Consider the following 24,174-nt stretch of genomic DNA (forward strand, 5'->3'; position numbering starts at 1 on the left):
TGCTTTTTTCTTATAGCCAAATGGGTGATATCAAATGCGTTCCATCATCGCGATGAAGAAACCATCCGTCCCGGTATGGTGAGGCGTCAGAGTGATCATTCCGCCATCCTTAAGCAGCGGGCGACGGGATGCTACTGCACCGAAATGCTCTTCCCAAACCGGCTCAAGATCAACAAGCTTGAAGTCAGCATGTTTTTCTAGAAAAGCTTTGACTTGCAGTTGATTTTCCGCTGGCACCAAAGAGCAGGTTGCATAGATCAGTTTACCGCCTGAACGTACAAAGCGTGTCGCCGTTTCCAGCACTTGGGCCTGATCTTCAACACGACCGTTCAGAGCATTTTCTGTCACGCGCCATTTAGTATCAGGACGACGACGCCATACACCAGTACCCGAGCAAGGCGCATCCACGAATACGCGGTCCATCTTGCCTTCGCAGATATCAAGAGAACCAGTTTGCGGATCGATTGTCTGGATATTTCGAACGCCTGCACGAGCCATGCGGTCATAAAGTGGTGCTAGACGCGTTTTGTGGGCATCGTAGGCATAGATCTGTCCTTTGTTCTGCATCTGCGCAGCTAAAGCGAGGCTTTTACCGCCCCCACCTGCACATAGATCCAGAACCTGTTCACCCGGCTGTGCGCCTGACAGGATAGACGCGATCTGAGAGGCTTCATCCTGCAACTCAAACCAACCCTTACGAAAGCTCTCTTCAGCCTGAACATGAGGTGATTTACGAGGTCCGATTACAGGTTCAAGACGAACACCTACAGGAGACAGACCACTTTCTTCGGGATGAAGATGAGACAAGCGCTTGAGCACTTTTTCCTGCGAGCTTTTAACAGTATTCACGCGCATATCAATCGGCGCACGCTCTGAAAGAGAGCGCCCAACAGCCAGCGTCTCATCACCAAAGTTATCCTGAAAGTGCGGCCAGAGCCATTCTGGAACATTTGCCGAGATCTGATCGTTATCTCCGACTTGTTTGTTTTCAATCAATGCGTCACGCTCAGCGTCGGATAGCGGCTCTGGTGCGTGACGGTCTTCTTCCATCACCTGCTCCAGCTTTTCCACCTGATTGCCCCAACCCCAAATGTAAGTTGCTAAAACAAGCGCGCGCGCATTGTCAGATCCCATCGCCTGAGCATGGGAGAGTTTATGGCGCAGCGCGTCAAATACCAGATTGCCGATAGCAACCCGATCTCCGGATCCTGCAAACCTATGCTTGTTACCCCAATCCTTCAGGGCTTCCTGCACAGGACGGCGGCGCTCATTAATCTCTGTCAGCACTTCAATTGCAGCCGCAATTCGTCCACCGTCGCGCATGAATGATCCTTAATTCCGTGAATTCTATTTTACGATTTATTTGTTTGGCTTTGCAGCGTGTATGCCAATACTCAAGGCTTTTCAATAGTGCATAGCATGTGTGAGGCAAACCTCACATCAACTCATTCAACAATTTCTTGGATGTTGCATAACTCATATATGCGAAATTTAGCAGATAACAGTAAAAATACAGACATTTACGGCCTACTTCCGCTACCTCATGCCACATAGTGTATTTTAATAAAAACGTAGATCCTGACTCGCAACTCTCAGATCACTAAAAACAATGCGTGTTGCGTTTCATGTTTTATCAGGTCTCCATCTTTCTGCTTGGCAATGCAATATTGTATCTCCTGAAAGCAGACCTCATCGGTGCTTCAATCGCATCCAACTCATCAGTTGGTTTGAAGCAGAACCACTACGTCTTCTCAGCAGGCGCATTTGCCATGGATGCGTTGCTCTCTTCGGTTCTGACACTGGGATGTCTTGCTCTTTTGGAACTGGCATTTTTGGTTTCGGCAACATGGTATTACTCAGTGGTGTGTCTTTTGACATATCTAAGCATCCTGAGCTTTTTCACTCTCAGAATTCATCGATAGCAGTTGCATAAAAAAATGGCTCATCCGAAACCGGAATGAGCCATCTAATCATTAGCGTTTGATTGTTATCAGGCGCTTTTTACATTGCGCAAGAAGCTGGCGATATTATCCCGCAACAGGTCTGCCTGCTTATTCAGGATCTGAGAGGATGACAGAACCTGACTTGCAGTTGCGCTGGTTTCTGACGCAGCAGATGATACGCCCGCCATGCTTTCAGCAACATTTTGAGTGCCGACAGCTGCTTGCTGTACGTTCTCACTAATCTCAGTGGTTGCTGCCCCTTGCTGTTCAACAGCCGTCGCGATAGTTGCTGTGATATCGTTGACGTCAGACATGGTTTTGGTGATCGCGCTGATCGCGCCAACCGCTTCCTGAGAAGAATTCTGAATGCCTACAATCTGGCTTGAGATTTCTTCGGTCGCCTTGGATGTCTGATTGGCCAACTCTTTCACTTCAGCTGCAACAACGGCAAAGCCTTTGCCTGCTTCACCGGCACGAGCAGCCTCGATGGTCGCATTGAGGGCCAACAAATTGGTTTGTTCTGCGATCGCCTGAATGAGTGTGACGACTTCGCCAATACGCTGCGCTGCACTATCCAGACTGGAGACTTTATCGTTTGTGACCTGAGCGGTAGATGTAGCGTCTGCAACGACTTTTTGGGTCTGACCGACCTGACGACTGATCTCATCAATGGATGCAGCAAGCTCTTCTGCAGCTGATGCGACCGTTTGCACGTTGGTAGATGCTTCCTCAGAAGAGGCCGCAGCTGTTGTTGATTGCTCAGTGGCGTGCTCGGCGATACCAGTCAGAGCCTTTGCTGAGACTTCCATTTCAGTGGAATTGTCTGCAACTGTCGTCAGACTTTCCTGAATGGTTTCATCGAAGTCGGTGATGAGCTCATCAATATGCTTTTGGCGAAGTGCGCGGGCTTCCTGTTCTTTTTCGGATTCACTTTGCAGATTCAGACGTTCAACAGCGTTGCTGACAAAAACCTCGAGAGCCTTTGCCATCTGCCCGATCTCATCTTTGCGTTCAGTGAAGGCAACGGGTTCATCTACATTGCCTTTTGTTAGAGAATTCATACGGGCTGTAATCCCGACAACTGGTTTAGCGATAGATGAACCAACAAACCAGAGAACAACGACGCCAAAGGCAAGACAGATAAGCGCTGTAATAATAGCATTGTTACGAGTTGTGTTGGCAGCCGCGAGCAGTTCTGACTTATCGACGGAGACGATTGCAGACCAGACTTGTTCTGTGCCACGAAGCGTCAACGGATAGGTCGCAATTTCCCTTTCACCTAGCTCAACAACAATTGGCTGCGTACCTGCTTCAGTGATAAGTTCAGCTATCTCAGCTGGGATTTCTTCGCCTTTCAACTCCGTGTTGGAATGAGCAACCCATTTACCTTCGTTGCTGACGAGGCCAACAAACCCACTCTTGAACTTTCTGGAGACTTCCAGACTTGCGATCAAACCGTTGAGGAACACGTCGCCAGTGATAACGCCAATTGCATTGCCATCGCCATCGAATACAGGTGACGACATAGAAACAGCCATCACGGTATCACCTTGAGATTCAAAACTGTACGGCGGCGTAACAACGTCATGGCCCAACCTGAGGGGCAGACCATACCAGCTGTCGGCATCGGCTTCATCCGCACCCGCAATGCGCCACCCAACTTTGCCATCCTTGCGAGAAAAGTAAGGAGAGAAGCGGCCCGTTTTTCCAGAGTAGTCCTGACCAGCGTGGGTAACATCTTCACCAATCATATTTGGCTCGAAGGAGGTGGTAAGGCCATCAATGGAAGGATTGTTGGCAAAGAAGTCTCGGGCGATATGGGCAATCTGCTCACGAGTTAAATCGGCATGGCGCAATGTTTGCTCGAGTTGGTCTGCAAAACTTGCAGTGATGATTTGTGCTTCGCTGATTGTTTGATTGGCCAGATCTGCTTGAACCTGGGCATTCTCAATAAGTAATTCCTGACCAGCCTCTTCTGAGGAGTTGGACATAAGGACGGAAACAACTGTGATAAGTGCAATAAAGCCAAGCAAAAACACGGCATTCGCAGCAGCGAATATCCTTAGGCGCAGTGACATGGTTATTTTCCATTGAATTAGTTCAATTTATTCTCAACCTCTCTACCCCTGAAAAATTAATTGCAACTTAAGTCTAGTGCTTTCCAAAGAAAACCCAGTAATACATTTTGACGCATCAAACTACACCTTGATCAACTCATTGTATTATCAGGAATAATGCCATCCTCATAATAATCAACAAGGATGCAAAAGTATTTTCTCTACGTGAGAGAATTTTCAATATAGCTGAATATTTATATTCTATATGCAACAAGCATGTATTCTACGACTCAATATGATATCGCAATATGGCCTCCCTCAATGCTATTCCGGATGAGATCATCCTAATATTTCAACATAGGCGAGTGCCCCTACCATACTCCGTGCTGAAGTTAGCTGTAGGCTTACTGATGGCTACCTCATGTGAGGAGCCAAAGCGAACGCGTAAATGGGTGCAGAACAACTCAAGAACCAACTAGTCCACTCCCCGAAAACAAACATTCAGGACATAAGAGATCAGGGAGTAAAAGGAAGCGTTGCCCCTTTTACTCCCATGTATTGGTTATTCTGGCCTACCCGAAGTATCCCAGAACATAGGATCCATTATTGGTTCCGCGGCAACAGAAGCGCCTCCGATACCTTCCATAGATCCTGGTTTAACTTCCAGCATTCTCCATGCTTCGGGGTGCTTCATGAGCTCATGGTGCGGTGAAAGGACTTTCGCTTGAACGAAGCCCCTTGATGCATAGTAGCTCGGGTGCCCAAGAACGAAGATTGCATCTGCGCCAATGTGATTAAGATAATACACGCCTTTCTCGATCAGCTCTTTACCGATCCCTGTTCCTTGGTGCTCAGGTAAGACACCTAGGGGAGCCAGAAGAAAGCACTTCTTCTCTGGGTGATCATCAAGTTTAAATGGCGAAAAGAGTATGTTTCCAGCTATCCGCAATCCTCGATAAACATTGATCGAGATCGTTTCAGGCAACAACAAAAACTCTGCCGTCATTTTTTCGATGACAGGTCCTTCCTCTTCGCCAAAAGCTTGCAAGTGAAGGTCTTGTATTTCTACTTTGTCGTTTTCAGTATTGATCATGCTAATTTTCCATGTTGGTTTCGTGGTTGCGCTTCACCAGATCCATCAAATTTAGCGATCGCGTACGAGTTGCGGGCCTTTGCGGAACAGATCGCCAGCAGTGGCTTGTCTGATCTGCACAGTATTAAGATGTTGGATAAGCTTCGGAATTTCCGGATAAATCGCGTAATTCACCGACGACGACACCTTGACCAAGCCCGCGCACGGCAACCTAACGGTTATCAACCTGAGATCTTACAAGTGTAAGACCTCTTTTGGTGACACGATAAGGTGTGCTTTGCTTGGACGCGATCAATTTTCGACGTTTGAGCTTGCGAAATACTTCGTCGCTCAGGCCGGAAAATCTCCACCCTTCACGGGTGAATAATTCGATTTTGGAAATATGGCGGCCGTCGTCTTTTTCGACGCGGATGTAACCGCCTTGCGCCAACATATGCAGAATTTTCTGCTCTGGTCTGGAGATGTCCATTGGAGTTGGTTACCCAAATACATGCGTAGTCGTCTCCCTTTCCAATTGAATTGGACCGGGTGCATGAATTTCAGCTTCCTGCCAGGCCGGGTACCACTCTGATACGAGCGATAGATCCAACCCTCTTGCAATACGACCTAAATGTCAGATTGCGAAAAGGCAGTCAGCAAGGTTACCGATTCTCTTGTTTAAACAAAAACTCTCCAGAATGGTGGCGATGAAGCAGCGACTTCGTACATTATGTGTATCGCATTTGGCAAGTGCTTTTTTTCAAGAAAGATAACTGCGAAGAAAAGAGAGACTGCCACTACTGCATTAAACATGCTTCAACGACGAACAGAAAGCTAGGAAGATAAATAGCTGGCAAGCATGACTTAATCGGTCTTTTGAAACACCTAAAAGAGCGGGATTTGCTCATATTACTTATGAAAGTGGGAGGTTAGAGTGGAAGCCCTAAGTGATATTGATCACACCCCTTTATAATAACACTAAAAATAAATCACACGCCCATAAAAAATGCGGTTATTTAGTACAACACCAAATAACCGCAACTTATTGACTTTAAAAGAACTCGTAGCTCAGAGTAACACCGTTAAACAGCGCCGGGGTAATTTGGGCTTTCGCGGGTGATTGTGACGTCGTGGGCGTGGCTTTCGCGAAGGGAGGCGCCAGAGATGCGGACGAAGGTTGCGCGGTCTTTGTACTCTGGCAGGTTCGGCGCACCGACATAGCCCATGGAAGCACGGACGCCGCCTGCGAGCTGGTGCAGAACCGAAGAGAGCGGACCTTTGTAGGGCACCTGCCCTTCAATACCTTCTGGAACCAGCTTCAGCTTATCAGAGACTTCTGCCTGGAAGTAACGATCTGCGGAACCACGTGCCATTGCACCGACAGAACCCATACCACGGTAGGCTTTGTAGGAACGCCCCTGATGCAGGTAAACCTCGCCTGGGCTTTCTTCGGTACCAGCTAGCAGAGAACCCACCATACAAGAGCCAGCACCTGCTGCGAATGCTTTTGCCATATCGCCGGAGAACTTGATGCCACCATCCGCGATGATCGGGACATCGGCTTTAGCAGCTTCAGCAGCACAATCCAGGATCGCTGTGAGCTGAGGAACTCCAACACCAGCAACAATGCGTGTTGTACAGATGGAACCCGGACCGATACCTACCTTCACGGCGTCCGCACCAGCTTCAATCAGCGCTTTCGTTGCAGCTGGCGTTGCTACGTTGCCAGCCACCAGCTCTACACTCGGGAAGCGTTTCTTGATTGCAGCTACCTGATCAATTACGGCCTGCGAATGGCCGTGCGCGGTATCTACGACCAGCAGGTCCACGTCGGCCTCAATCAGGGCCTCAGCGCGGCGCATGCCATCTTCGCCCACGCTGGTTGCTGCACCAGACAGAAGGCGGCCCTGCGCATCCTTAGATGCATTCGGGTTGAGCTGCGCCTTTTCCATATCCTTAACAGTGATAAGGCCAACACAGTACTGGTTCTCATCAACCACCAGAAGCTTTTCGATACGGTGTTGGTGCAACAGGCGCTTGGCTTCATCCTGACGAACGTTATCGCGAACTGTGATCAGGTTGTCGCGGGTCATCAGTTCGCAGACCAGCTGCTCAGGGTTTGAGGCAAAACGTACGTCGCGGTTGGTCAGAATACCAACGAGACGACCTGTGGCAGTACCGCCGCGACCACCGTTTTCAACCACTGGCACACCGGAGATCTTGTGCGCTTCCATCAGGTTGAGTGCGTCTTTGAGAGTTGCATCAGGGCCAATCACCAATGGGTTGACCACCATTCCGCTCTCGAATTTCTTCACCTGACGGACTTCTTCAGCCTGACGCTCTGGTGTCATGTTCTTGTGGATGATGCCGAGACCACCAGCCTGTGCCATAGCAATCGCGAGGCGCGCTTCTGTCACAGTGTCCATTGCGGAAGAGAGGATAGGCAAATGCAAATGAAGATTGCGAGAGATTCTTGAGTGCAGTTCGACCTGCGCCGGCATGATCTCAGAATGCCCTGGAAGGAGCAGAACATCATCAAAAGTCAGCGCTTCGTGACCTGAAGATGGTTCGTAAAATGTAGGCATTGCCAAGTTCCCTTCGGATGAATATAGACCGCCCTGACCCACTCCCTGCTCAAGTGGATTTGACTGCAGAGTTGTCTGAAAAGATAGAGAAGTTGACGCGGGTCACTACCACGGCTTTTGCGATTTGAAAAGGGGCATTTATCAGATTTAGGCTCCGGAATGCATATTTGCTCCTCACCTCATTGATTTTACTAAATTGCAGGTATTGTCGATGAGCGTTGATAGACCGAGTTCCTTTAAGGTCAGCTTCCGAGAACAAACACCTTCAGGGATACTCAGGGGTCTTCGTCAACACTCCTGAGTGACTTCAGACCGGAAAGCTCCGAGCATGCCGCATCGCCTCCGCATGACAACAGTGATCGTTGGCATGACGCTTTTGCTGGTGCAGCTGGATGCCACAGTGCTTGGGGTTGCGATCCCCACTATCGCCCATGACCTGAAGATTAATCCACTTTCATTGCATATGACCATATCGCTCTATCAGCTCACACTGGCGGTGTTTATTCCCATATCGGGATGGGCAGCTGACCGGTTCGGGTCAAAACGTTTGTTCGTTGGCGCAGCGCTCCTGTTTATGAGCATGTCAGTGGCATGCGCCCTTTCTAGCAATCTGACCCATCTTTTGATTGCCCGGGCAATTCAGGGGTTTGCCGGAGCCTTTCTAATGCCGATTGGACGTCTGACGGTCATCCGCATGGCAGGCACGAAGAACCTTGTGCAAGCGATGGTTTGGGTCGTCACGCCCGCTGCATTCGGGATTGCCTTTGGTCCCTTTCTGGGCGGCATTATTGTCCACTATCTCAATTGGCGCTGGATCTTTTTGATCAATGTGCCGGTTTGCGTTGCTGTTGGCGCTATGAGCAGCTTTTACTTTCGCAATTACAGACGGAAGAACAAGGTGCCCTTCGATTTTCCGGGGTTCATTTTGCTAGGGAGTACTGCCGCATCGCTCTTGGCTGGGATTGCTAATCTAACAAAGATCACGGGCGATGCATTTATTCCCCTTGGCCTTTTTGCAGCAAGTTTATCATTCGCCCTGGTTTTTATATGGCATGCACGGCGCGCACGCCATCCAGTGATTGACCTGAAGCTCTTCGCAAATCTCAGCTATCGTGTCTCGACCTACGCAACTGTCCCTTTGCGCATCGGCGTCGCTTCCTTTGCGTTTGTCATGCCGCTCATGCTGCAAATCCCAATGGGTCTTGATAGTCTGACAACAGGCCTCCTTATGGGCGCCGCTGCCATTGGAGCCCTGCTTTCACGCGTGGTCGCTCACCGATTGATCAAAACATTCGGCTTTCGCGGCGTCCTGCTGCCCTGCACCATTGTTCTTTCCGTTTTAACGCTGGCTGTGGGCTTTGTCTGGCTTACCAAGTCACTTGCAGCAGTCGCGCTCCTCATCCTGCTCACAGGCTTCACACGAAGCCTTGTATTCACATCAGCCAACACAGCAAGCTATGCGGATCTGACCAGGTGTCTTGTTAATCAGGGTGTTAGCTTTGCAGGACTGGTTCAGCAACTCTCCATTTCACTGGCGGTGGGCTTTGCTGCTGCCGTTTTGCATGTTCGGCAGAATATCACAGAAGAGCCCATGCTCACCGGGCCTGACTTTATCTGGCTCTCCGTTTGCACTGGTTTATTTGCCTTGCTGCCCGTGCTGTTTTTCTGGTTTCTGCCCGCCAATCTCGGCAAGAACAAAGTAGATGAACAAGCACACTTACATCAATAAAAAAGGCTGGTCGAAACCAGCCTTTCTGAACATTATTTGGAACCTCTGTAGCCCTTGGCGAGAATAAACATCTCAGGGCTGCCTTTGCGGCTCGCTGGTGGTTTGATATGCACCACAGACTTAAATTCCTTCTTCAGATCCTGAAGCAACTTTGCCTCAGCCCCACCGGCAAACACCTTTGAGAGGAATGCACCACCTTCATTCAGGTTCTGACGCGCAAAATCGATTGCGATCTCGAACAAATAAGTCGTGCGCAGGTGATCTGTTTGACGATGGCCTGTCGTTGGCGCTGCCATGTCAGACATCACCAGATCTGGGCGATGCCCGCCGAGCGCTTTCATCAACTCATCAGGAGCATCGTCATCCAGAAAGTCTTTTTGAAGGATCACAACACCTGGGATCGGTTCAACTTCGAGATAATCAATCCCAACCACCAATGGCTCATCATCCATTGAGCCAACGATCGGCGCCGTCAGCTGCGACCAGCCGCCAGGAGCACACCCCAAATCGACCACACGCATACCCGGCTTCAGGATTTCATGTTTCTCGTTGATCTCGATCAGCTTGTAGGCCGCCCTAGAGCGATAGCCATCGACCTTGGCACGGCGGACGTACGGATCATTCAGCTGGCGTTGCAGCCAAAGTGTTGAGGAGTTGGACCGTTTACGCGCAGTTTTCACGCGCTGAAACATGCCCCGATCACCTGATCCACGACCACTAGAGTTGCCGCTCATCTGTTATATTCCTTTCTAGGGGTGCGCCGGCGCTTATGGTTGGAGTTGCTCCAGACTTTGTCTGCAGCCATCATCTCCATCAAAATACCTTCCCGCAGTCCTCTGTCAGCCACACGTAATCGCTGACAAGGCCATCTGCGGCGTATTCCTTCCAAAATTGCGCAACCTGCTAGCACCAAATCGGCTCGGTCCTCACCAATACAAGGGTTTTCCACCCGTTCTTGATAGGACATATTCAAAAGCTGGTTAATCATGGCTGAAACATCTTCCTGTTCCATCCATGCTCCATCAACGCGACGGCGATCATAGCGCTTAAGGCCTAAGTGGACCCCGGCCAATGTAGTCACCGTCCCGGATGTTCCCAGCATATGGACATTTCCGCGCTCTATAGCACGGGAGAGTTCATTGCCAAGAGGGAAATTCTCCAATCTCTGCGAGACATCACCAACCATAGCTTCAAAAACGTCTGGTGTGACGTGCACACCTCCGTGACTTTCCGCCAGATTTACAACACCCAGAGGCAGAGACGTCCATGTTCTGACAAAGCGCGTCAGTGCATACCCGCGCGCACCATATCTGTTGCGCAGATCGAGCCAGACAATCTCAGAGGATCCGCCTCCAATATCGAAAAGCAGAACACCATCTGCCTCAGGATCGACCAGAGAAACGCACCCAGCAACGGCTAAGCGTGCTTCAGTCTCCTGACTGACGATCTCAAGCTCCAGCCCCGCTTCTTTCTTGGCACGGCTGACAAACTCCTCGCCATTTTCAGCTGCCCGGCAGGCCTCTGTCGCAATGAGCCGTGCCCGCTGAACGCCGCGCTCGGAAATCTTTTGCTGACAAACTTGCAATGCCTCGATGGCTCGTGAAATGGCATCATCGGAGAGTTTCCGATTACGCCCGACACCCTCCCCCAAGCGTACGATCTTGGAGTAGGCATCGACAACACGAAACCCGCGCTGCTCTGGTCTGGCTATCAGCAAACGGCAATTGTTGGTACCGAGGTCCAAAGCTGCGTAGAGCTCCTGAGACCCTGTCGCCTGATGTCTGTGGCGCGACGAAAAACGATGCGTCCCATCACCACGCATATCCGCGGGATGACGACGTCGGTTTGCATCATTTTCGCGGGATCTGTAGCCTTGAGAAGGACGCGGAGAATGTTGCTCTGCAGGCCCAGACTGTCTGGCTTGCGTTGACACATGCGTTTTAACCTCCTCCTTAGGTGCAGGAGCAGGTTGTATAACTTCTACTGATGTGCCGCCCGGATCAATATTGACAACGGGCGCATGTAGTTTCTGGTTTAGGAGCGCACGTCTTTCTGCCCGATTAGGCTTTGCGCGACGTGCTTTCCTCTGCCGCTTGGCGCCTTCAGGACGAGAACTGCCAGCCTCTTCCGCAATCCCAGCAGAATGACCAGCTTCAGCGCGGTGCAAAGACGCATTTTTGGCGTCTCCACCCTGTCGCTTTCTATGGCGTTGCTTCCGTCTGCCCTTTTTTGAGCTTCCCGGGACGCCGGGCGTTCTCGCTCCATCCGAAGAGGACCGCTCACCCGTTTTCTTCAAGTGCTATGCCTTTGTGCAGTCCATGAGGCATCTAAATGCGATCTGGACTGAAGTCATTTTAAGTTGGCAACATTGTAACAGTTTCATGGCAAACAGCAATCGCCCCATTTGAATGGTACAGTCCTAAATTTAAACGAATTCTCTCAAATTGCAGGAAACTCCAGAGGCTTACGATTTTGGGGGCGTTGACAGGCGCTGGCAGCGTGACACGCTTGCCAGAACACACTTGCGCATAAATGCGCAGATCCATGTCCTTATTCACAAGAGAAGAGCCTGAAGTCCTCTTAGCCCACTGATTTTGTTAAAACTCACGAGAACCAAGTTGACAAGGTCCGGTCCGAACACTAAAAGCCCTCTCACTGACGAATTGAACACCTTGTTTCACTTTGTTGGTTGGCAGTAGCTAACGTGCTGTTATTGCTGGGGATTAGTTTAATGGTAGAACAGCGGACTCTGACTCCGTCGGTCCTGGTTCGAGTCCAGGATCCCCAGCCAATTACTCACGTATCAAATGCTTCAACTGCTTGGTAGGGAACACTTCCCTCCTGTTCTGCTGGGGATTAGTTTAATGGTAGAACAGCGGACTCTGACTCCGTCGGTCCTGGTTCGAGTCCAGGATCCCCAGCCATTTTCTTCCATAAATCAAAACTGAACAGATTGATTGAGCGGCTCCGATATTCCGCTAATTGACGGTTTCGTGCGCCTCAAGAACACTTCTTGCAACATTTACGCTTGCAGAGGTTGTATCATGCCCTTCTCCCCCAAACGGATTGCTGTTTTTGGCGCAAGCGGCGCGATTGGGTCTGCTTTTGTGCATGAGTGCCTTGATCGCTATGACACAGCGGACATGTTTTGTTTTGCCCGCTCTCCAGAACGCATTCCGGTCCATGAGCGCGTTGAGAGCCACGCCTTTTTGCTAGAGGATACGGAGGGGTTTAACGCCAGTGCAGATGCGATTAAGGCAGCTGGGGGACTTGATCTGATTTTCGTGGCAACTGGACAACTTCACAGCGACACCTCAAAGCCGGAGAAGACTATCCGCTCACTCACAGCGGCGGGTATGGAGGAGACATTTCATACAAATACCATTCTCCCCAGCTTGATCATGAAGCACTTCCTGCCGCTTTTGCCCAAACACAAAAAGGCTGTTTTTGCTGCGATCTCAGCACGCGTTGGCAGCATTTCCGATAACTATCTGGGCGGGTGGTATTCGTACCGCGCCTCAAAAGCTGCGCTCAACATGCTCATCAGGTGCGCTGCGATTGAAATGCAGCGCACGCATCAAAGTTCGGTCATTATCGGAATGCACCCGGGCACGGTGGACAGCTCACTCTCCAAACCCTTTCAACGCGGCATGCCAGAAGGGCAATTGATGCAGCCTGAGAAATCCGCTGCAATGCTGCTGGATGTGATCAGTGAGGTTGACCAGTCCCAAACTGGCAAATGCCTAGCCTATGACGGGACTGAGATCGCTCCTTGATAGATCATCAAACTTCTGCTGTAGCTTTCAGAACATACTGCTCAAAAACATCGCGGCTTTGCGTCAGAAGCGCATCGCACCATTCTTGTGTATCGACAAAGAGTGCATCCATGAGTTCCTGCCGGATTTCAGCGGCTAGTTCTGGAGCAACAGTGTCCCGATTGCGTTTCAGCCAGTTGTCGCGGCGATGAGCGTCCAACACTTGTTCAAATGGGACGGTGCCAAATTCCAGGATTAGCTTAGTTGGTGGGACCTCCAGATCCAAACTGTCCAAAGTATCGCACATGAAACCGCCAATGAGGCTCCATTCCGCTTCTTCGCCGGGCTTTGAACTGAGGTCCATCACCTCGCAAAAGCCACAAGGACCGACACCTGTGTGCAGATCAATGATCGTTGCGCGCTTTGCGCCTTGTCCATAACAGACAATGACTTGCTTTAGGGTTTTGGTGGACCAGGATGTTTCCTCCCCGCCGTAAAACAGCCCCATTGGGACTGAGTATTGTCCTTTCAGCACTTTTTGCGTCAGAGCGCCAGTGCCGTTCTTTTCGGTATAGATTTTGATTGCGGCATTGGCAGCCTCCCACTCCTCTCCCGTGATCTGAGGCGCACAAATGGCGGTGTGCAGCTCTTCGTAGTCAGGGTTTTGAGGAAGATCTCCATCAAAGCTAATCGAGTTGCGGTTGTTGTCTACGTTGTTCTCATCTGTCCGCGTGAAAATCGCGCAGCCAGCTGGGTTGACTGCATGTACCCAGACTACTTTTGTATTGTCTGGGAGTTGCTCAAGATAGCGCTGCATCAAGTCCAGCTGAATTCCAGAGCCAGCTGTAAGTTCTGTTCCGTGCACGCCTGAAGTAATGAACACCACATGTTCACTGTCCGGTTTGCCTTGCAAAGCAACAGTCATCTGCACAGGCCCCTCCTCACTCTTGAAGGTTGGGTGCGGGATGACTTCTGTCTCAAACCCAAGTCGACTGGCCAGGTCCATGAAACGCTGTTGAGCTTGGAAATAGTCCTCAGAGAAAATGGGATTTGCAGGCATTGTGTACTCTTCAAATAACAGGATGAAGCTGTGATATATCGGCGGTTGTATTACACACCTAATTGACCCAGAAAGAATAATCTAGTCTGTTGTTCCTTATCTCTTTTTTCTCGCATCACATGCAAGTTTTCAATCAATTGCGATGATGCGTCTTCAGATCAGGCTGCCGCTGCGCGCCCATAGAGTTAGCAGCGATCAGCTTCCCGGGAGCGAATAATGAAAAGAAAACTGATACTAGATGTGGACACTGGCACGGATGACGCTGTTGCCATTATGCTGGCTGCTTTGCATGAAGATCTTGACCTGATTGGCGTAACCACCGTGAACGGGAATGCTGAACTGCATTACTGCACAGATAATTCCCTTCGCGTGCTCGACTATATCGGCAAGCCTGAGATTCCGGTTTATGCTGGTTGTCACAAGCCTCTGGTACGAAATGACTTTCCGACGCCGCGCACGAAGAATGATCTGACTGAGAAGATCCATGGCAAGCATCTTCCTCTGCCGGAAACTGCTTTAAAAGCACAAAAGCAGCATGCGGTTGAGTATCTGGTAGAGACCTACCGTAATGCAACTGATCCAATCACGCTTGTCCCAGTTGCACCGCTTACGAACATTGCAGCAGCGCTGGCTGTTGAGCCGAAGCTGGTGGACCTTATTCCTGAAGTCGTGATCATGGGTGGTGGTCATGACGTTGGTAATGTGACTCCTGCTGCGGAGTTCAACATCTGGGCTGACCCTGAAGCTGCTTATGCAGTCTTCAACGCTGGCTTTGAAAAGTTGACCATGGTGCCGTTGGACGCAACACACAAAGCTTTGGTGACAGCGACACAGTGTCGTCAGTTTGATGAACTGGGCACGCCTGCAGGCAAGGCAATGGCGGCTTGCACTGGTCACCGCATTGGCATTCACGACAAGATCCAGAAGATGGATGTTGAGCACAGTGCGCCCGTGCATGATGCACTTTGTATTGCACACCTTATTCAGCCAGACGTGATTACACTGGAAGAATATCCGGTCGACATTGAAACTCAGGGGGCGCTGACTGTTGGGCGCACAATTGTTGACAAGAACCATCGCGGCACCAAACAGGCCAATTGTAAAGTGGCCTTTGACGCGAATGCTGCGCTCTTCGTTGAAATCATGATGAAGACGTTCGCAAGCAATAAGTAATATCAGAAAGCGCCGAGAGCATTGGGCTGTCGGCGCCTTTAAACACCTTACTTTGTGAATGCCATCTGATTGGCATTGCCGAGCATCCAGCGTGACCCGAACTTATCAATTGCAACACAGCTGGCAGATGTTTCTGATCCAAACATCAAGCATTTCACTTTGACTGCGGTCGCTAATTGACGGCGCAAAGAGTAATGATTTTCTGCAGGCCACATCAGGCCAACGCGTATAATCCCATAAGGATGATAGATATCGAGCTGGCGTTTATCGACAACTTCCGCTCTTCCGCTCACTTCTGTTAATTGCTGGATGCCTAAGGCATTGCTTACCGAAACTGATATCAGCATTGTCGACAGACCTGTCAATATCACCATCAAAAACTTGAGTGAGCGCATCATTTCTCTCCGTGGTCGCACCTTTAATTCCATGAGGGAAAATCAAAGCATACCACAGACAAGACGCACTCAATGCGCTTTATTGCATTTCTATGACAATTGAGGGGTGTTGCGAACCTAATTGATCTGCTGCTGTTCACTCAAACGGCTCATGCCTTCAATTTTATCATTTGGTTTTGAGGGGAAATCAGATCTTTGGGCTATAATTCGCTCTGCAATTTGCATCTGAAAGGCTGGGTATAGATTAGATGCTTCGTTCTTGTGTTCATCAACTGTTTGACGAGCTGGTCTCCTGCGAGCAATTTCTTGATAATTGCGGAGAGCTTATGTGGCGCGACAAGCTTCGCCAGACGCGTGTCATTGACGCTGCCGGCAATGAAGCGCTCGATCTGGATTTACTGCTCTCCTATTTTTCTCAGAGTGAAGCATTCTTTGAGTTGGAGCTCTCTCAAGATCTTGGTCACCGCGTGAGTGAGACGACCGAACCGGGTGCAAACTCTCACCTGGTCACATTGAGGCTGGATATCTTTTATCTTGCGCAGAAGTGCCGAGACGAAGGCAATGCAAGCATTGTTATCATCTCGGCCTGTCCATAATCACATCATTCAGCTGGTGTGTTCGTGTTGCCCAGCGCCTTATCAAGCTCGCTGTGCAGCTTTTCCTCGCTGGCTTTGCGTGGTGTCGTATAGCGCATCAGCAGCAGGTAGGCAGCTGGCGTTACGAAGAGCGTGGAAAGTGTCGCAAAACCCAAACCACCAACGATCACCCACCCCATCTCGATGCGTGCTTCTGCTCCTGCCCCAAAAGCCATGACCAACGGCACGCCACCAAGGACGGTTGAAACCACTGTCATGACAACTGGACGGAAGCGGATGAGGCACGCATCGTGGATCGCTTCAAAGACCGAACGCCCCTCTTCCCGCAATGTGTTGGCAAACTCGACAATGAGAATGCCGTTTTTGGCCATCAAGCCGACGAGCAAGATGATGCCGATCTGGGAGTAGACATTGATAGACCCTCCCGTCAGGCCAATGGAGATGATCGCCGCAGAAATTCCGAAGGGTACAGTACAGAGAATGACAAACGCGCTCATGAAGCTTTCAAACTGCGCCGCGAGCACAAGGAAGACCACGAGTATTGCAAAGAGGAACGTCATGTAGACGTTGGACGTGGTTTTCTCTAAAACGGCTGCTTCACTCAGAAGCGTGACGTTGGTACCTTCTGGCAAGACCTCGGCTGCAACTTCCTTCATGTCAGAGATTGCCTGAGCAAGGTCGTAACCGTCATTGATGGAGATGGTGACGGGGACGGCCCTTTGTTGTTCTTCACGCGTCAGGCTCGGCGCTACAGCCTCCTCTTCAATGGAAACAATAGAAGACATAGGCAGCATGGTGCCGTCTTTGCTCTTGATGAAGATGTTTTCAAGATCGCGTGTAGACTGCAATGGCAGGCCACCAGCTTCCATCACCATCGGAATGCCGTCATCTTCTACGAAGAGGTCTGCAACAGATGAGCCATCAAGCAGCATACGCAAGTTGGAGGCAATCCGGTCAGAAGACAGACCCAGATCGTTTGCACGTTCTCTGTCTACACTCACCAGCAACTGCGGCTGTGTCGTCTCATAAGACACAGAGGCAAAGCCAACTTTGTCGCCGTAGCGGGCCTGCATCTCAGCTACAATATCATCTGCATTTTCAGCCAGTTCATTATAATTGGTGCCGGTCACTGCAAAGCGAAGGCCCTGCCCGGCACCCCGGATTCCGATCGTATTTGGTTGAGCAACACGCACCTTCAGACCCGGAATTTTTGCGGTCTTACGTTGCAGTTCATTGACGATTTCCTGCTGACTGCGATCGCGCTCGGCCCAGTCTTTCAAAGACATGACAAGGAAACCGCGATTGATCTGCCCGCCCATGCCAACAAGGCTCATGATGCTGCGCGCCTCGCCATTATCGACGTAGGGTTGAGCGATATACTCCAGCTCGCTCATTTTGCCTGCGGTATAGTCCAAACTTGCCCCTTGAGGAGTGGAAGCGATCATGAAAATCACAGACCTGTCCTCTGTTGGAGTGAGCTGACGCGGCAGTGAGGTATACTGGGATGCCCCCGCTATGACAAAGAGAGTTGCGGCGCCCAGTAGTATGAATGGCCGACGTAATGTCCAATCCAACGTGCTGGAGTACCAGCGCTCAATGGCAGTCCCCATATTGGAGATCACAACCCAAGCTGCAGAGGGTTTGTGCGTGTCCTCATAATTTTTGGTACGCAGCAGTCGGGATGCCATCATCGGCGCGAGTGTCAGCGCAACGAAGGAGGACAGCATCACGCTGATTGCAAGTACAAAGCCAAACTCAGAGAAGAGCTTGCCGACACTGCCTGGTAGGAATGAAATTGGAATAAACACAGCAGCCAGAGTTGCCGTTGTGGTGATAACTGCGAAGAAGACCTCACGCGTACCAAGGATCGCAGCAGCACGCGGCCCCTGCCCTTTGTGAACGCGTTTAGAGATATTTTCCAGAACCACAATTGCGTCATCAACCACCATACCGGTTGCCAACAACAGCGCCAGAAGCGTCAAAACGTTTGCGGAGAACCCCGCCAGCCAGATGCCAACCAATGCACCAATCAAAGCGACAGGAACAGTTACGGCTGGAATAAGCGTGACGCGGATGGAACCAAGGAACAACAACATCACACCAATCACAATGCTGGTGGAGAGGAACAGCGAAAATACGACTTCCTTGATTGCACCACCGATGAACGTGGCATCATCACTACTGACGTTGACTTCCACATCGTTTGGAAGCTGATCTTGCATGCGCTCTATTTCAGCGCGAACATCGTTGGAGATATCGATCGTGTTTGAATTTGCCGAGCGAATAATACCCATTCCAACGGCACGTTTGCCGTTGTAGAATGCGCCAGAGGATGCGCGTTCAGGGCCATAACTCACAAAGGCGATATCGCGAATTCTAGTGGTCTCATTGAGCTTGACCATGCCGATTTGTTCGGCTGTTTTCACATCGGAATTCGCGCGAACAAAGAGCTCCTGATCACCTGTTTCCAGTGATCCGCCAGACGTATCAAGCGCGAGTTCTTCCAAGACAGAGCGCAAATTATCAGGTGTCAGGCCGCGAGAGGACATGGCCTGCACGTTGATCGCGATTTTGAAGACTGGTGTTTGAGAACCATACAAATCAACACTGGCAACGCCAGGCACGGATGTGATGCGGTCAACAATCTCATCATCAACAAACTTGCTGAGTTCCTCAATGCGCATTTCATCAGAAGTTACGACAACGCGCATAACCGGATCTGCATCCGCGTCGGCCTTTACGACAACCGGTGTATCCGCATCTTCGGGCAGGTTACGCCCTGCTCCGCTTACGGCATCACGAATGTCATTGGCTGCTTCACTGACATCGACACTGTCATTGAACTCGACAGTAATCCGGCTGCGGCCATATTTTGAGTTGGAAGAAATGGATTCAATGCCTGCGGTGCGCGAGATCGCTTTTTCCAGCACACTGGTTATCTCGGCATCCGTAACTTCTGGCGGAGCACCTGAATATGTGGTCGTGACCGTTACAACGGGTCGGTCCACATTGGGCATTTCGCGCACTTCAACACCTAGCAACGCTGCAATACCTGCTACGATAATCAGGAGATTTAGGGTAATCGCCAGAACGGGGCGCCGTACACACAGCGCATACAATCCGCTCAGATGACTTTCCCGTGTAGAATTTTTGTCGGTTGTCATAGAAACACCTTGGGGTCAGTCATTCAGGAGCTGGATTTAGTCGTGCTATCAGCCGATATTCCAGATTGAGAACCGGAGCTTTTAACTGGTTCGCTCTTATCGGTTTGGCCTGTGTCTGGCTTATTCTTGCCTTGCCCGTTTCCCTTCCCTTTGCGCTTTGCGCCAGCGTTCTCACCTGAGGTTTGCGTCTCACTCACGAGCGGGGCATTTACACCCTCGGGCTTGGTCAGAGTAAAGCCCGGCTCAGCCTGAAGCGTGACTTTCGTGCCTGGGCGCAAGTCGCGAACTGACTCTGTAATCACGATGTCACCCGGCTCTACCTCGCCTTCGATCAATACCCGGTCAGCGCTGCGTTCAATAACGGTCACGTCGGTTCGTAGAGCTTCGCCGTTTTCCGCTAACCAGACATGCGGGCCGGACCGGTCCCATTTCAGCGCGATGGACGGAACGGATGGCCATTCATCCCCTTCCAATTGGACACGAGCATCAAAAGCGATCCCAGATCGGAGGAGATCGTCAGGGTTTGCGACTGTTGCCTGAACTTTCAAAGTGCGGGATTCGGAATTAACGCGGTTTTCCAGAGCTGTCAGCTCGCCGCTGAACGTATGCCCCGGCATAGCTTCTGTGCGCAGTTCCACCGTATCTCCGCGTTTGACCTTGTTCGCAAACCGTTCCGGGACAACAAACTCGACCAAAATGCTGGAGCGGTCATCCAGACCTGTGATGCGGGAGGATTGCGTTACATAGTCACCAATTTCGACATCCATAATGCCGAGAATACCTTCAAACGGAGCTCTCACCAGTCTGCGATCAAGGTCGATGCTGGCTTTGTCCAAATCCAGCCGGGCCTGATTGGTTGCCAGCAGAGCATTTTGCATCTGGACCGTTGAAATGGTCTGCGAGGACATGAGTTTTTCGTATCGCTCAACCTGCTCCTCAGCGTCTTTCAGCGCGAGTTTGGCGCGATTGACCGCAAGCTTCTCTTCCGCATCATCCAGACGTAAAACCACATCCCCTGTAGAAACTCGCGTTCCTGCCTTAAAGGGTAGCTCTTGAATACGTCCGGAGCTCTCCGGATAAAGGTCTGTCATCTTGGCTGCACGACCCGTACCAATTGCACGGACGAACGTGTCCGTTACGCCTGTGGTCACATTACGAGCACGGGCCAGAATTTCCTGACTGCCACCGCCACGTTTTCCGCCGCCACGCTTGCCCTGTTGCTTATTCCCTGAGCCCTTTACTGCCACATCAGCCGTCTCAACTGGCCAGAGCGTTAGTCCAACGGAACTGAGCAATGGGACCGGCTTGGAGAACAGAGCCGGTTTGCCGATATATAATCCTGCAACGCCAACTACGACGGCGATCAGACCAACTTTTACAGCCTGTCTAGAACGGGACATAAACACCCAACTCCTACCAGAATTTGCAGTACTTACGGCTATTCAGGCTCACTGGATCAATGAGGAGCCTCTTGGCGATTCAAGTATGCATGAAAGAACACTTTAGTTGAGAGTGTTTTACATTGCTTTTGTGAGACATGTGCATTTTGAAGTTTGTAAAAACGTAATGACATTGTCTGAACTGGCGTTTTGCTACAGTTCGTTACACTTTCATTGATCTGCCACCGCGTTTTCCAGAGGCAGATGCACAAAAGGCCTGACAGTGATATCAGGCCTTTCAGTCATTTTCACGATGCAGCGTTTAGCTAGACGCTGAGTGGTTCCACCGGGTTACTGGCCGGACGCACCACAACGCGCGAGCCGTCTGGCACACGGTTATACAGGTCAATCACGTCCTGGTTTAGCAGGCGAATACAGCCGCTTGATACGTTTTTGCCGATAGACCAGTGTTCGTTGGTTCCGTGCAGGCGGTACAGCGTGTCTTTGCCATTCTGGAACAGGTAAAGCGCCCGGGCGCCCAGCGGGTTTTCGATGCCTGGCGCCATACCATAGCGGAATTCTTCAAGCTCTGGCTGGCGTGCGATCATCTCTGCTGGCGGTGTCCATTTTGGCCACTGGCGCTTGTACTGGATGACAGCATCGCCATTCCAGCTGAAGCCAGCACGGCCCACACCAACACCGTAGCGCATGGCAGTGCCATCACCGCGCACCAGATAGAGGAAGCGGTTGGATGGGTCGACAACAAGCGTGCCGCCAACTTCCGGACCGGTGTAGTTTACCACCTGACGGAGGTACTTGCCGTCTGGGATCTGGTTGAGATTGACTGCAGGGATGGGGAATTTTTCTTCCGGCATCGGGCCATAAACAGCCTTGTAGTACGGATCCTGGCGAAGGTCGGCCACAGTCTTGCGTTTTGGAGCACCGGTTGTCTGACAGCCTGCCAAAGCGAGGGCTGCTGTTCCGATTACAAAACCACGTCTGGACAAACTACCTTTGTTACAATGCCTCGCCTTCTCGGCAGTTGTACTTAAAAAGCTCATGGTCACCCTATTATTGTTCCTTAAGTTAGATTGCCGAGCATGTTGCAATAAGCATATCGCACAGCCGATTTGCGTTTCTAACTTGTCTCTATCAATAACTAATTGAGGAAGACAGATGGTCACGACAATTTGAACCTATGCACAATTCACTATGTGGATTCAAAGGGTGCGACCATCAAGGCCTTAATGGGTGTGTCTGGCCTGCAAATGGCTGGATTGCGGCCAGTTCAAGAACAAGATGGCTTTTCTACAGATGTTGAGGAAACCTCTCTCACCTGAAGCAAGAGAGGCAAAGACCTCAGCTTTTGAAGCAGTTAGGGTTTGTGATGTTCATGCCAATGACGTGCAATGTCGATACGGCGCGGCACCCAGACACCTTGCTTTTGGGAGACATAATCCAAGAAACGGGCAAGAGCTGCTGTTCTGCCGGGACGTCCGGAAAGGCGGCAATGCAGGCCGACAGACATCATTTTGGCCGCTCCGTCTTCTCCTTCTGCGTAAAGCGTGTCGAAGCTATCTTTCAGGTAGGTAAAGAATTGGTCACCACTGTTAAAGCCTTGCGGTGTCGCAAACCGCATATCATTGGCGTCCAGCGTGTAAGGGATGATCAAGTGCGGGCCGTTTGGACCTTCAACCCAATAAGGCAGATCGTCTGCATAGCTGTCTGAGCTGTAAAGGAAGCCACCTTCTTCCATTACCAATGGCAGAGTGTTGACGGAGCTTCTGCCTGTGTACCACCCGTAAGGGCGCTCTCCAGTCGTCTCCATATGACTCTTGATTGCCTGCTGGAGGTGCCAGCGCTCTTCATCGGCAGAGAAGTCTTTGTACTCGATCCACTTGAGGCCATGAGACGCAATTTCCCAATCAGCCTCTTTCATGGCCGCAACGGCTTCGGGATTTCGCTCCAATGCGGTGGCCACGCCATAACACGTTACCGGAATCCCATGTTTGCGGAACAAACGCCACAGACGCCAGAAGCCAGCACGCGAGCCGTACTCATACATTGACTCCATATTCATGTGCCGCTGGTTCAGCCATGGTTGCGCCCCAACAATCTCAGAAAGGAAAGCTTCAGACCCCGCATCTCCATGAAGGATGTTGTTCTCGCCGCCTTCTTCGTAATTGATGACAAACTGAACCGCGATTTTCGCATTGCCTGGCCAGTTAGGGTTCGGCGTGTTCCGGCCATACCCAATCATGTCGCGTGCATAATCCATCATGAAATACCTTTTTGAAGTTTGTTGGCAACACTTCACCTCAAAACAGCAAGACAAGACAAGTAGGCTTGTGCAGAATTCCAATGCACAACTCCTCCTGAGCTCACAAAAAATGGCTCAACTTGTGATAGCGGGCACATTCTTTTGTAGAAATCTTATTAAATTTGAAGGGTAACCATTGAAATTTTGAGCACGAGAACAATCTGAACCCTATGTAGCGCGACCGGGACATCCTGTTACATTTCTACATTTGACAGTGATTAAAGCTTTCAGTAAAAAGTTTCACATATATCTAGTCGATATATATCGAACGTGACCAGACTTTAGCTCTAATCGATTTTAAGTCTTTTAAGTTCAGTAAGTTATTCGACCTCACACCTATATGAGGTCTCTTTTAATACTCAGTGCGATGTGGTGGGGAATGAGCACACGTAAATTTTGTCTTGCCATATTATCCAGCGGGGATGCTACTGGATATGAAATTCGCAAGACTGCGCAAGAAGGGCATTTCAGTCATTTCATTGAAGCCAGTTACGGATCAATTTATCCGTCGCTTGCCAAGATGGAACAGGACGGTCTTGTGACGTGGCGCGAAGAAGTTTCACCAGGCAAACCTTCTCGGAAAATCTATTCTATTACACAGGCAGGTCGTGACGCTTTTGTACAAGAGCTGTCTGAGACCCCTGTCGAAGATTTGTTCAGATCCCCGTTTCTTCTGCTTGCTCTTTATAGCCGCTGGGTTGGTGGCGAGTTTATCTCCAAGGAGATTGACCGCCGTATTGAGCATCTGGAGCTCAAAATCGGGGGCATGAACCATGAGCTTGAGATTTGTGAGGATCCGGCAAGCGCGTGGACACTGGAATACGGCATTACCACACTGAGTGCTTCCCTCAATTACATGAAAATGAACCGAAGCAAGCTTGAGCGCATCGCCAGCGAGCGTGTCTCCCACGCTCAAGCAGCTGAATAATCGCCTAGAACCGGCGGA

18 protein-coding genes, 2 tRNA genes and 1 pseudogene are annotated in these 24,174 nt (G+C 50.5%); 8 read left to right on the plus strand and 13 right to left on the minus strand.

Annotated elements, in window-relative coordinates:
* Window positions 1-30 precede the first annotated feature (30 nt).
* Window positions 31-1,323, minus strand: a complete 1,293-nt coding sequence (locus tag BM231_RS14725) for an RsmB/NOP family class I SAM-dependent RNA methyltransferase (protein ID WP_093520532.1) — start codon at window positions 1,321-1,323, stop codon at window positions 31-33.
* Between the two features lie 302 nt (window positions 1,324-1,625).
* Between BM231_RS14725 and BM231_RS14730 the strand changes: the two genes are divergently transcribed.
* A complete protein-coding gene (locus BM231_RS14730) occupies window positions 1,626-1,922 on the plus strand; it encodes a hypothetical protein (protein ID WP_093520534.1) in 297 nt (98 codons plus the stop codon).
* Window positions 1,923-1,990: 68 nt separating this feature from the next.
* Here the strand turns inward: BM231_RS14730 and BM231_RS14735 are convergent, their stop codons facing one another.
* From BM231_RS14735 to guaB, 4 genes are all read right to left on the minus strand, one after another.
* Window positions 1,991-4,021, minus strand: coding sequence for a methyl-accepting chemotaxis protein (locus BM231_RS14735; RefSeq protein WP_093520536.1), 2,031 nt, complete (start codon window positions 4,019-4,021; stop codon window positions 1,991-1,993).
* A gap of 541 nt (window positions 4,022-4,562) precedes the next feature.
* Window positions 4,563-5,093 carry a GNAT family N-acetyltransferase gene (locus BM231_RS14740; RefSeq protein ID WP_093520538.1) on the minus strand — a complete coding sequence of 177 codons (531 nt, stop codon included), beginning with the start codon at window positions 5,091-5,093 and terminating at the stop codon, window positions 4,563-4,565.
* Between the two features lie 211 nt (window positions 5,094-5,304).
* Window positions 5,305-5,562, minus strand: coding sequence for a YjhX family toxin (locus BM231_RS14745; RefSeq protein ID WP_093520540.1), 258 nt, complete (start codon window positions 5,560-5,562; stop codon window positions 5,305-5,307).
* 592 nt (window positions 5,563-6,154) lie between these two features.
* On the minus strand, window positions 6,155-7,657 hold the full coding sequence (gene guaB / locus BM231_RS14750) for an IMP dehydrogenase (RefSeq protein ID WP_063297163.1): 1,503 nt from the start codon (window positions 7,655-7,657) through the stop codon (window positions 6,155-6,157).
* Window positions 7,658-7,985: 328 nt separating this feature from the next.
* On the opposite strand from guaB, the gene BM231_RS14755 reads away from it, so the two are divergent.
* Window positions 7,986-9,386 (plus strand): MFS transporter, encoded by a 1,401-nt coding sequence (locus tag BM231_RS14755; RefSeq protein ID WP_093520542.1) that lies wholly within the window; start codon window positions 7,986-7,988, stop codon window positions 9,384-9,386.
* 32 nt (window positions 9,387-9,418) lie between these two features.
* Here BM231_RS14755 and BM231_RS14760 read toward each other — a convergent pair whose 3' ends face one another.
* Together BM231_RS14760 and BM231_RS14765 are read right to left on the minus strand one after the other, a co-directional pair.
* Entirely contained in the window at window positions 9,419-10,120 is a 702-nt protein-coding gene (locus BM231_RS14760) for an RlmE family RNA methyltransferase (protein WP_057466074.1), read from the minus strand.
* Window positions 10,117-11,682, minus strand: a complete 1,566-nt coding sequence (locus BM231_RS14765; RefSeq protein ID WP_244527176.1) for a Ppx/GppA phosphatase family protein — start codon at window positions 11,680-11,682, stop codon at window positions 10,117-10,119. The genes BM231_RS14760 and BM231_RS14765 overlap by 4 nt, the downstream gene beginning before the upstream one ends.
* 421 nt (window positions 11,683-12,103) lie before the next feature.
* On the opposite strand from BM231_RS14765, the gene BM231_RS14770 reads away from it, so the two are divergent.
* The 3 genes from BM231_RS14770 to BM231_RS14780 all read left to right on the plus strand — a co-directional run bounded on the left by BM231_RS14770 (window position 12,104) and on the right by BM231_RS14780 (window position 13,162).
* A tRNA-Gln gene (locus BM231_RS14770) sits at window positions 12,104-12,177 on the plus strand.
* 59 nt (window positions 12,178-12,236) lie between these two features.
* Window positions 12,237-12,310: transfer RNA gene (locus BM231_RS14775), tRNA-Gln, on the plus strand.
* Between the two features lie 120 nt (window positions 12,311-12,430).
* Window positions 12,431-13,162, plus strand: a complete 732-nt coding sequence (locus BM231_RS14780; RefSeq protein ID WP_093520546.1) for an SDR family NAD(P)-dependent oxidoreductase — start codon at window positions 12,431-12,433, stop codon at window positions 13,160-13,162.
* A gap of 7 nt (window positions 13,163-13,169) precedes the next feature.
* Here the strand turns inward: BM231_RS14780 and BM231_RS14785 are convergent, their stop codons facing one another.
* Window positions 13,170-14,201: a DUF2817 domain-containing protein gene (locus BM231_RS14785; RefSeq protein ID WP_093520548.1), complete on the minus strand. Its 1,032-nt coding sequence runs from the start codon at window positions 14,199-14,201 to the stop codon at window positions 13,170-13,172.
* Between the two features lie 216 nt (window positions 14,202-14,417).
* Here BM231_RS14785 and BM231_RS14790 point away from each other — a divergent pair, with 216 nt between their 5' ends.
* Window positions 14,418-15,374 carry a nucleoside hydrolase gene (locus BM231_RS14790; RefSeq protein ID WP_093520550.1) on the plus strand — a complete coding sequence of 319 codons (957 nt, stop codon included), beginning with the start codon at window positions 14,418-14,420 and terminating at the stop codon, window positions 15,372-15,374.
* A gap of 47 nt (window positions 15,375-15,421) precedes the next feature.
* Here the strand turns inward: BM231_RS14790 and BM231_RS14795 are convergent, their stop codons facing one another.
* Window positions 15,422-15,769 carry a hypothetical protein gene (locus tag BM231_RS14795; RefSeq protein WP_093520552.1) on the minus strand — a complete coding sequence of 116 codons (348 nt, stop codon included), beginning with the start codon at window positions 15,767-15,769 and terminating at the stop codon, window positions 15,422-15,424.
* Between the two features lie 248 nt (window positions 15,770-16,017).
* Between BM231_RS14795 and BM231_RS14800 the strand changes: the two genes are divergently transcribed.
* Complete coding sequence (locus tag BM231_RS14800; RefSeq protein ID WP_063300067.1) at window positions 16,018-16,365, plus strand: hypothetical protein; 348 nt, start codon at window positions 16,018-16,020, stop codon at window positions 16,363-16,365.
* Between the two features lie 5 nt (window positions 16,366-16,370).
* On the opposite strand, the gene BM231_RS14805 is transcribed toward BM231_RS14800, so the two are convergent.
* From BM231_RS14805 to puuE, 4 genes and pseudogenes are all read right to left on the minus strand, one after another.
* Complete coding sequence (locus tag BM231_RS14805; RefSeq protein WP_093520554.1) at window positions 16,371-19,529, minus strand: efflux RND transporter permease subunit; 3,159 nt, start codon at window positions 19,527-19,529, stop codon at window positions 16,371-16,373.
* Window positions 19,530-19,552: 23 nt separating this feature from the next.
* The gene (locus tag BM231_RS14810; protein ID WP_093520556.1) at window positions 19,553-20,929 is read right to left on the minus strand and encodes an efflux RND transporter periplasmic adaptor subunit; all 1,377 of its coding nucleotides are present in this window, start codon (window positions 20,927-20,929) and stop codon (window positions 19,553-19,555) included.
* Window positions 20,930-21,234: 305 nt separating this feature from the next.
* A complete protein-coding gene (locus tag BM231_RS14815; RefSeq protein ID WP_208860381.1) occupies window positions 21,235-21,969 on the minus strand; it encodes a L,D-transpeptidase in 735 nt (244 codons plus the stop codon).
* A gap of 317 nt (window positions 21,970-22,286) precedes the next feature.
* Window positions 22,287-23,186: pseudogene (puuE, locus tag BM231_RS14820) on the minus strand (allantoinase PuuE); the annotation flags it as partial.
* Between the two features lie 421 nt (window positions 23,187-23,607).
* Here puuE and BM231_RS14825 point away from each other — a divergent pair.
* The gene (locus BM231_RS14825; RefSeq protein ID WP_093520560.1) at window positions 23,608-24,156 is read left to right on the plus strand and encodes a PadR family transcriptional regulator; all 549 of its coding nucleotides are present in this window, start codon (window positions 23,608-23,610) and stop codon (window positions 24,154-24,156) included.
* Window positions 24,157-24,174 lie beyond the last annotated feature (18 nt).

The sequence above is a fragment of the Pseudovibrio ascidiaceicola genome (assembly GCF_900114245.1).
Lineage (GTDB): Bacteria > Pseudomonadota > Alphaproteobacteria > Rhizobiales > Stappiaceae > Pseudovibrio > Pseudovibrio ascidiaceicola.

Excerpts from the sequence above, each read along its gene's own strand:
- BM231_RS14725 (WP_093520532.1), bottom strand. The coding sequence starts at position 1,323 with ATGCGCGACGGTGGACGAATTGCGGCTGCAATTGAAGTGCTGACAGAG.
- BM231_RS14785 (WP_093520548.1), bottom strand. The coding sequence starts at position 14,201 with ATGCCTGCAAATCCCATTTTCTCTGAGGACTATTTCCAAGCTCAACAG.
- BM231_RS14805 (WP_093520554.1), bottom strand. The coding sequence starts at position 19,529 with ATGACAACCGACAAAAATTCTACACGGGAAAGTCATCTGAGCGGATTG.
- BM231_RS14730 (WP_093520534.1), top strand. The coding sequence starts at position 1,626 with ATGTTTTATCAGGTCTCCATCTTTCTGCTTGGCAATGCAATATTGTAT.
- BM231_RS14815 (WP_208860381.1), bottom strand. The coding sequence starts at position 21,969 with ATGAGCTTTTTAAGTACAACTGCCGAGAAGGCGAGGCATTGTAACAAA.
- BM231_RS14745 (WP_093520540.1), bottom strand. The coding sequence starts at position 5,562 with ATGGACATCTCCAGACCAGAGCAGAAAATTCTGCATATGTTGGCGCAA.
- BM231_RS14760 (WP_057466074.1), bottom strand. The coding sequence starts at position 10,120 with ATGAGCGGCAACTCTAGTGGTCGTGGATCAGGTGATCGGGGCATGTTT.
- BM231_RS14800 (WP_063300067.1), top strand. The coding sequence starts at position 16,018 with ATGCTTCGTTCTTGTGTTCATCAACTGTTTGACGAGCTGGTCTCCTGC.
- BM231_RS14740 (WP_093520538.1), bottom strand. The coding sequence starts at position 5,093 with ATGATCAATACTGAAAACGACAAAGTAGAAATACAAGACCTTCACTTG.
- BM231_RS14795 (WP_093520552.1), bottom strand. The coding sequence starts at position 15,769 with ATGCGCTCACTCAAGTTTTTGATGGTGATATTGACAGGTCTGTCGACA.
- BM231_RS14810 (WP_093520556.1), bottom strand. The coding sequence starts at position 20,929 with ATGTCCCGTTCTAGACAGGCTGTAAAAGTTGGTCTGATCGCCGTCGTA.
- BM231_RS14755 (WP_093520542.1), top strand. The coding sequence starts at position 7,986 with ATGCCGCATCGCCTCCGCATGACAACAGTGATCGTTGGCATGACGCTT.
- BM231_RS14735 (WP_093520536.1), bottom strand. The coding sequence starts at position 4,021 with ATGTCACTGCGCCTAAGGATATTCGCTGCTGCGAATGCCGTGTTTTTG.
- BM231_RS14825 (WP_093520560.1), top strand. The coding sequence starts at position 23,608 with ATGAGCACACGTAAATTTTGTCTTGCCATATTATCCAGCGGGGATGCT.
- guaB (WP_063297163.1), bottom strand. The coding sequence starts at position 7,657 with ATGCCTACATTTTACGAACCATCTTCAGGTCACGAAGCGCTGACTTTT.
- BM231_RS14790 (WP_093520550.1), top strand. The coding sequence starts at position 14,418 with ATGAAAAGAAAACTGATACTAGATGTGGACACTGGCACGGATGACGCT.
- BM231_RS14780 (WP_093520546.1), top strand. The coding sequence starts at position 12,431 with ATGCCCTTCTCCCCCAAACGGATTGCTGTTTTTGGCGCAAGCGGCGCG.